This window comes from Streptomyces sp. AB3(2024), assembly GCF_041862025.1.
GTDB lineage: Bacteria > Actinomycetota > Actinomycetes > Streptomycetales > Streptomycetaceae > Streptomyces.
This window is the reverse complement of sequence record NZ_JBGWAB010000242.1, coordinates 1-5,821: the sequence shown is the minus strand read 5'-3', so window position 1 is coordinate 5,821 and position 5,821 is coordinate 1. Positions and strand designations below refer to the sequence as shown.

Here is a 5,821-nt window from a genome sequence, read left to right as displayed (position 1 = left end):
GCTACACGCGCGGGCTCCCGGGGGGGGCGGGGGGGGCGCCCCCCCCCACCCGCACCCCGCCCGCGGCCGCCCCGGCGGGCGCCCCCCCCCCGCCGCCGCCCCCCTCCCCCCGATCGGCCGTGCAACACGTCTGGCGCACCCATTGGATCCCCCGCATCCGGCGCCGGACGTGTTGCACGGCCTTTGTCGCGTTCGCTCCCCGGCGGGGCCTCCGGGCGGAGGGCGGGGCTCCAGCGGCTTCATTTGGCTTCATTGACACGCTCCCACCTGACCAAGTACGGTCGGGACCGATCGGTCCACTAGGAATTCAGTACCGCATGAGTACCGCTTCCGGCACCGAATCGATCACCCGGCGCCAGTGCACACGACACCGTTCTCTTTCCATCTCGCGGGGAGATGTTTGTGTTGCTGTTCTCAGTCCTAGGCTCCATGGAAATAATGAAACAGCGGGTCGCCGTGCGGCTCGGCGGCGCCATGCAGCAGACGCTCCTGGCGACCCTGCTCGCGGCCGGCGGATCACTCGTCACGGTCGACTCCCTCATCCTCGAACTCTGGGGGACCACACCCCCCAACAAGGTCGAGAACGCCCTCCAGGCGCAGGTCAGCCGGGTGCGCAGAACCCTGGCCGCGGTGGAGCCCGACCGGGAGGGATCGCGGGTGGTGACCAGCACCTCCGGCTACATGTTCCTCTTCGACCGGTGGGAACTCGACGCCTACCTGTTCCTCGACACCGTGGACGCGATCCACGCGAGAACCGGCTCGGACACCCTGTCCGAGCACCGCCAGAACGTCGCCGACCTCCGCGCCGGACTCTCCCGCTGGAGGGGTCCCGTATTCGGCGGACTGACCGGCGGACCGATCTGCCAGACCGCCTCCACGAGATATATGGAGGCACGGAATTCGGCGCTCATTCTGCTTTACGATCTCGAACTGCGCACCGGCGGTCACGAACGGATCCTCCCGGAGCTGACCGAGCTCTACTCCCGCAACCCGAACCACGAGCAGTTCTGCATGCTGCTCATGCGGGCCCTGTACCGGTGCGGCCGGCAGCTCGACGCGCTGACGGTCTACCGCCAGTGCCGCCACAACATGATCGAGTCGCAGGGCATCGAGCCCTCCCCCGTACTGAGCCAGTACGAGCGGGCGATCCTCACCCACGACCCGATGCTGCTCCAGAACGAGCCCTACTGGCCGGTGCCGGCCCTCGTCGCGAGCTAGGGAAGAGCCCGGACATGGGCGACGCCCTGTTGCTGGTCGCGCACGGCAGCCGCGATCCGCGCCACGCGACCACGGTCCGCGCCCTCACCCGAGGGGTCCGGTCGACGAGGCCCGGACTGCGCGTGAGCACGGCCTTCCTGGACTTCGACGCCCCCTCCGTACCGCAGGAGCTGGCGCGGGCGGCCCGTCACGGAGCCGCGCGGCTGGTGGTCCAGCCGCTGCTCCTGACCCGGGCCTTCCACGCGAAGACCGACCTGCCCGGCGCCCTGCGCCGGGCGCCGGCCTCCCTCACGGTGCGCCAGGCCCGCGTCCTGGGACCGGATCCACTGCTGACCGCCGCACTGGAACGCCGGCTGTACGAGGCCGGGCTCGCCCCGGACGAACGCGCCACGACCGGTGTGGTCCTCGCGGCCGCGGGCAGCGGCGACCCCGAGGCGGCCGCCACCCTCGCCGGGATCGCCCGGCGGTGGCAGCACACCGGCGGCTGGCACTCCGTACGCTTCGCCTGCGCCTCCCACGGTCCCCGCACCGAGGACGCCGTACGGGCGCTGCGCGCCGGGGGCGCCCGGCGGATCGCGGTCGCCCCGTACGTCCTGGCGCCGGGAAGGCTCCCGGACCGGATCGCCGAGGGCGCCCGCGGCGCGGGGGCGGACGTGCTGGGCGCGGTGCTCGGCGCCGCACCGGAACTGGTCCGCCTCGTCCTGCTCCGGTACGACGCGGCCGTCCGCGTCCCGGCCCTGACGGGCTGACCGGGGCCGTTCCCGGCCCGCCCGGTCCCTCACGGGCGCAGACCGCGCCGGCGCAGCATCCGGCGCTCCAGCGGGCCGAAGACCAGCAGGTCGACGACGACGCCGACCAGCAGGATCAGCACGATGGCGAGGAAGATCCGCGCCATGTCGGAGGTCTCGCGCCCCGACTCCAGCAACTGGCCCAGGCCCAGGCCCAGGTCGGGGGAGCTGGCGATGATCTCGGCGGCCATCAGGGAGCGCCAGGAGAAGGCCCAGCCCTGCTTGAGGCCGGCGAGGTAGCCGGGCAGCGCGGCGGGCATGACCACGTGCCGGGCGCCGCTCAGACCGGTGGCGCCCAGGGAGCGGCCGGCCCGCAGGAACAGCGGCGGGACCTGGTCGATGCCGGAGACGAGGCCACCGGCGATGGAGGGGGTGGCGCCGAGCAGGATCACGGCGTACATCATCGAGTCGTCCAGGCCCAGCCACAGGACCGCCGGGGGGACCCAGGCGACCGAGGGCAGGGACTGCAGGCCCTGGAGGACGGGTCCGATCGCGGCGCGCACGAACCTCACGCGGGCGACGAGCAGGCCGAGCGGGGTGCCGATGGCCAGGGCCAGCAGGAAGCCCGACAGGCCGCGCCAGACGCTGGTCCACACGACGTCGAGGAGGGTGCCCCTGAACCAGAGGTCGGTCAGGCTGTGCCAGACGGCGGAGGGCGGCGGGAGCATGTAGTCGTCGGCGACCCGGGCCCAGGTGAGCCCCTGCCACACCGTCAGCACCAGGGCGACGGCCACGGCGGGCGGCAGTGCCTTGCCCCACAGCATCCGGCGCAGGGAGGTGCGGGCGCCCTGGCGGGTGTCGAGGGCGTCGAGTCCGGCCAGCTCGTTGGAGGCGGCGGGAAACTCCCGGGACGGTCGGGGCCCCGGGGGCCTGAGGTCAGTGCTGGCCATGGCGGCGGATCTCCCCACGCAGGTGTTCGGTGATCTCGACGGACAGCTCCGCGACGTCCGCGTCCTCGATGCGGCGGGGCTGCGGGATGTCCACGCTCCATTCGCGGGCCACGCGGCCGGGCCGGGAGGAGAGCAGGACGACGCGCTCGGCGAGGCGGACGGCCTCGCGGACGTTGTGCGTGACGAAGAGGACGGACAGACCCCCCGCGGCGGAGCCGCTCATGTTCGCTTCGGCCCAGATGCGGGTGAGTTCGCCGTGCAGGACGTCGCGGGTGATGGCGTCGAGGGCCGCGAAGGGCTCGTCCATCAGCAGCAGCCGGCTGTCCTGGGCCAGTGCCCGGGCCAGGGCCACGCGCTGGCGCATGCCGCCGGACAGTTCGTGGACGCGCTTGCCGTACGCCCCACCGAGCCGGACCAGCTCCAGCAGCCGTTCGGCCTCCGGCCTGCGGTCGTTCTTGGGCACCCCGCGCAGGCGCAGGGCGAGTTCGATGTTCCTGCCCGCGGTGAGCCACGGGAAGAGGGCGTGCTCCTGGAACATCAGGGCCGGGCGGCCCTCGGTGGCGACGGTCCCGGCGGTCGGGGTGTCCAGTCCCGCGACCAGGTTGAGCAGGGTGGACTTGCCGCAGCCGGAGGCGCCGAGGAGGGTGACGAACTCTCCGGGAGCGACGTCGAGGCTGATGTCGTCCAGCACGGGCTGGGGGCCGGCCGGGCCGGGAAAGGACTTGGAGACGTGCTCGATGCGGACGGCCCGTGCGAGGGCCGTGGTGTGCTCCGCGTTGATCAGGGCGGTCGCCATCGCGGTCAGCTCCGTTGGTCGTCGGTGCCCGGACCCGGCGGGGTGACGGGGGGTCTGTGCAGGGAACCGAGGACCTTGTCGAGCGGCCCGAGGTCGTAGATGCCGGTCAGGTCGGGCCGCTCCAGCAGGCCCGCGGCGACGGCGTGGTCGGCCTGGGCCCGCAGGGTGGCGGCCAGCGGGTCGTCGGTGACGACGATGCCCGGCCAGGCCCGGTCGATGACCTCGGGCTCCAGCTCCTTGCCGCTGAGCGTCTTCAGGGCGGCGTTGGCGGAGGCCTTGGCCTCGTCCCGGTGGGCGTTGATCCACTCGTTGGTCCTCACCGTGCCCCGGAGCACGGCCTCCACCACGTCCGCGTGCTCCTTGAGGAACTCCTGCGACACGACGACGTTCGTGATCACGAACTTCCGGTCGGGCCACAGGTCGCTCTCGTCGAGGAGGACGCTCGCGCCCTCGGCGACCAGCTTGGACGCGGTCGGCTCGGGCACCCAGGCGCCGTCGACGGAACCGGACCGGTAGGCGTCGGGGGTGATGGTGTTGTTGGTGCGGACGACGGACACGTCGCCCTTCCCGCTGGCCGCGTCGACCTTCCAGCCGCGCGTGGCGGCCCAGTTGAGGAAGGCCACGTCCTGGGTGTTGCCGAGCTGCGGGGTGGCGATCCTCTTGCCCTTGAGGTCGTCGAGGGTCTTGATCCTCTCCGGGTTGACGACGAGCTTGACCCCGCCGGAGGCGGAGCCGGAGATGATCCGCAGGTTGCGGCCCTTGGACTTCACGTAGCCGTTGACGGCGGGCGAGGGACCGATGAAGGCGATGTCGACGGAGCCGGCGTTGAGGGCCTCGATCTCGGCCGGGCCGGCGTTGAAGGTGGTGGTCTTCAGGGCGGTCCCGCCCAGTTCCCGCTGGATCAGCCCTTCCCGTACGCCGACCAGGGCGGTGGCGTGGGTCAGGTTCGGGAAGTAGCCGAGGGTCACGGAGCCCGCCGAGAGCCTCGCGCCCGTCCCGCCCGCGGGGGCCTGGGCGGCGGCGGGTACCTGGTCGGCCCGGGAGCCGTAGCCGCAGGAGGTGAGGGCGGCGAGCAGCAGGAGGAGGGCCGCGGCGCGGCGGGCGCGGCGGGCGCGGAACATGCTCAGAGGCTCCATTCGTGATCCGTGAAGGCGTCGCCGGCCATGCCCGCGGTCAGGGTGGTGCCGTCGGCCGGGTCGATGAGGAGGAACGAGCCGGTGCGGCGGGAGTCGGCGTACGCGTCGAGGGCGAGCGGCTCGGCGGTGCGGACGACGACGCGGCCGATGTCGTTGGCCACCAGCCGGCCGGGGGCCGGGTGCTGGGAGAGGTCGTCGAGGGTCAGCCGCGAGGGGATCTCCTTGACGATCGCCTTGACCGTGCGGGTGGTGTGCTTGAGCAGGACGCGCTGGCCGACCGTGAGTGGCCGGTCGGCGACGTGGCAGACGGTCGCGACGACGTCCTGCGTGGTGGTGGGGGCGAGGGCGGTGGGGGCGATCAGGTCGCCGCGCGAGATGTCGACGTCGTCCCCCAGCCGGAGCGTGACGGACTGCGGCGCCCAGGCGGTGTCGACGGCCGTGCCGAGGGCGTCGATGCCCTCGATGGTGCTGGTGCGGCCGGAGGGCAGGACGGTGACGGCCTCGCCCACGCGCAGGACGCCGGAGGCGATCTGGCCCGCGTAGCCCCGGTAGTCGGGGTGGGCGGCGGTCTGCGGGCGGATCACGTACTGGACGGGGAAGCGGGCGTGGGCGGCGGTGGACTCGTCGGTGACGGGGACGGTTTCCAGGTGTTCGAGGACGGTGGGGCCGCCGTACCAGGTCATGTGCGCGGACGGTTCGACGACGTTGTCGCCTGCCAGGGCCGAGATCGGGATGGCGGTGACGTCGAGGATTCCCAGCTCGCAGGCGTAGGCGGTGAACGCTTCGGCGATCTCCGCGAAGACCGTTTCCCGGTAGTCGACGAGGTCCATCTTGTTGACGGCGAGGACCACGTGGGGGACGCGGAGCAGGGCGGCGACGGCCGCGTGGCGGCGGGTCTGTTCGATGACGCCGTTGCGGGCGTCGACGAGGACCACGGCCAGGTCGGCGGTGGAGGCGCCGGTGACCATGTTGCGGGTGTACTGCACGTGCCCG

At 72.8% G+C, this 5,821-nt stretch carries 6 protein-coding genes; 2 read left to right on the top strand and 4 right to left on the bottom strand.

What is annotated here, in order from left to right:
* Nucleotides 1–429 precede the first annotated feature (429 nt).
* Nucleotides 430–1,218: a BTAD domain-containing putative transcriptional regulator gene (locus ACEPPI_RS39590; protein ID WP_373920097.1), complete on the top strand. Its 789-nt coding sequence runs from the start codon at nt 430–432 to the stop codon at nt 1,216–1,218.
* A 14-nt stretch (nt 1,219–1,232) separates the two neighbouring features.
* Nucleotides 1,233–1,967: a sirohydrochlorin chelatase gene (locus ACEPPI_RS39585; RefSeq protein WP_373920096.1), complete on the top strand. Its 735-nt coding sequence runs from the start codon at nt 1,233–1,235 to the stop codon at nt 1,965–1,967.
* A gap of 29 nt (nt 1,968–1,996) precedes the next feature.
* Here the strand turns inward: ACEPPI_RS39585 and ACEPPI_RS39580 are convergent, their stop codons facing one another.
* The 4 genes from ACEPPI_RS39580 to ACEPPI_RS39565 all read right to left on the bottom strand — a co-directional run.
* Nucleotides 1,997–2,896 carry an ABC transporter permease gene (locus ACEPPI_RS39580; protein ID WP_373920095.1) on the bottom strand — a complete coding sequence of 300 codons (900 nt, stop codon included), beginning with the start codon at nt 2,894–2,896 and terminating at the stop codon, nt 1,997–1,999.
* Entirely contained in the window at nt 2,883–3,692 is an 810-nt protein-coding gene (locus ACEPPI_RS39575) for an ABC transporter ATP-binding protein (protein ID WP_373920094.1), read from the bottom strand. The genes ACEPPI_RS39580 and ACEPPI_RS39575 overlap by 14 nt, the downstream gene beginning before the upstream one ends.
* Nucleotides 3,693–3,697: 5 nt before the next feature.
* Nucleotides 3,698–4,828 carry an aliphatic sulfonate ABC transporter substrate-binding protein gene (locus ACEPPI_RS39570; protein ID WP_373920093.1) on the bottom strand — a complete coding sequence of 377 codons (1,131 nt, stop codon included), beginning with the start codon at nt 4,826–4,828 and terminating at the stop codon, nt 3,698–3,700.
* Nucleotides 4,816–5,821, bottom strand: a 1,006-nt coding sequence (locus tag ACEPPI_RS39565; RefSeq protein ID WP_373920092.1) for a sulfate adenylyltransferase subunit 1, incomplete at its 5' end; no start/stop codon positions are given. The genes ACEPPI_RS39565 and ACEPPI_RS39570, both read right to left, overlap by 13 nt.

Coding starts and splice junctions, on each gene's coding strand:
- ACEPPI_RS39590 (WP_373920097.1), top strand. CDS start 430: ATGGAAATAATGAAACAGCGGGTCGCCGTGCGGCTCGGCGGCGCCATG.
- ACEPPI_RS39585 (WP_373920096.1), top strand. CDS start 1,233: ATGGGCGACGCCCTGTTGCTGGTCGCGCACGGCAGCCGCGATCCGCGC.
- ACEPPI_RS39580 (WP_373920095.1), bottom strand. CDS start 2,896: ATGGCCAGCACTGACCTCAGGCCCCCGGGGCCCCGACCGTCCCGGGAG.
- ACEPPI_RS39575 (WP_373920094.1), bottom strand. CDS start 3,692: ATGGCGACCGCCCTGATCAACGCGGAGCACACCACGGCCCTCGCACGG.
- ACEPPI_RS39570 (WP_373920093.1), bottom strand. CDS start 4,828: ATGGAGCCTCTGAGCATGTTCCGCGCCCGCCGCGCCCGCCGCGCCGCG.